Annotated in this window: 1 protein-coding gene; it reads left to right on the forward strand. The window is 62.5% G+C overall.

Translation table 11 applies throughout. The features are described from left to right. Window positions 1-1026 (forward strand): IS66 family transposase (gene tnpC / locus IVB27_RS22995; protein ID WP_247445495.1); only part of this gene is annotated, 1026 nt, incomplete at its 5' end. Between the last annotated feature and the right edge of the window lie 26 nt (window positions 1027-1052).

Raw genomic sequence — 1052 nt, forward strand, 5'->3', positions numbered from 1 at the left:
CATCGTTGCAAATGCAGCGGCTGTGGCGCGGTCACGACAGGATCGTTTCCACCCGAGGTAAGGGCGCCGGCGCAATATGGCGTCCGGTTGGCCGCTGTGGTGACCTATCTGTCGGCGGGACAGTTTCTGCCTGAAGATCGGCTCGGGCAAATCCTCTCCGATCTGTTTGGCGTGACCATCTCGGCCGGCACGATCGGACAAATGATCGCCCGGGCTGCCAGCCGGACGCAGGATTTCGCTGCGGCAGTCTGCGAGCAAATCCGCCGGGCACCGGTCAAGCATTTGGATGAGACCGGGTTCTGGGTGGGCGCCACGCCGCAATGGCTGCATGTCGCGGGCACCGCCGGGATCAATGGGCTGGTGCATTATCGCGTCTCACCCAGGCGCGGCGAGGTGCTGACGCAAGCGGCGCATATCGTTGTGCACGACCATTGGACATCCTATTTTCAGATGTCCGGTGTCACGCATGCGCTGTGCAATGCGCATCACCTGCGCGAGTTGACGGCGCTGGTGGACATCGATGGCGAGGCCTGGGCCCGGCGCATGCGCGGGTTGCTCCGCTGCCTGTGCCACGAGGTCAATCTGGCGTCAGAGCATCCAACCGACCAGACAGGCGCGCTGCGTCCCAACAGAATCCGCGCCGCCGAGCGACTTTATGACCGCATTATCCGCGCCGGTATCGCCTGGCACGAGGCGCTACCCGCGCTGCCTCGCGACATCAAGCGCGGGCGGATCAGACGGCGCACGGGCCATAATCTCCTGTTGCGCCTCAAGTTACATAAAGCGGCGGTGCTGCTGTTCCTGCACAACTCGGCGGTGCCGTTTACCAACAACGAGGCCGAGCGCGATGCTCGGATGATGAAATTGCGGCAGAAGATCTCTGCCGGCTTCCGCACCTCACAAGGCGCAGACAATTTCGCCACGCTTCGCACCCTGATCGGTACCGCTCGAAAGCGCGGATGGAACATGCTCGAAACATTGTCCCGATGCCCCACACAACTCATCCACAAACTCAGCGTCGCCTAACCGAGCAAACGGACCTGGGCAGTTAC

This window comes from Bradyrhizobium sp. 197 (assembly GCF_023073375.1).
Lineage (GTDB): Bacteria > Pseudomonadota > Alphaproteobacteria > Rhizobiales > Xanthobacteraceae > Bradyrhizobium.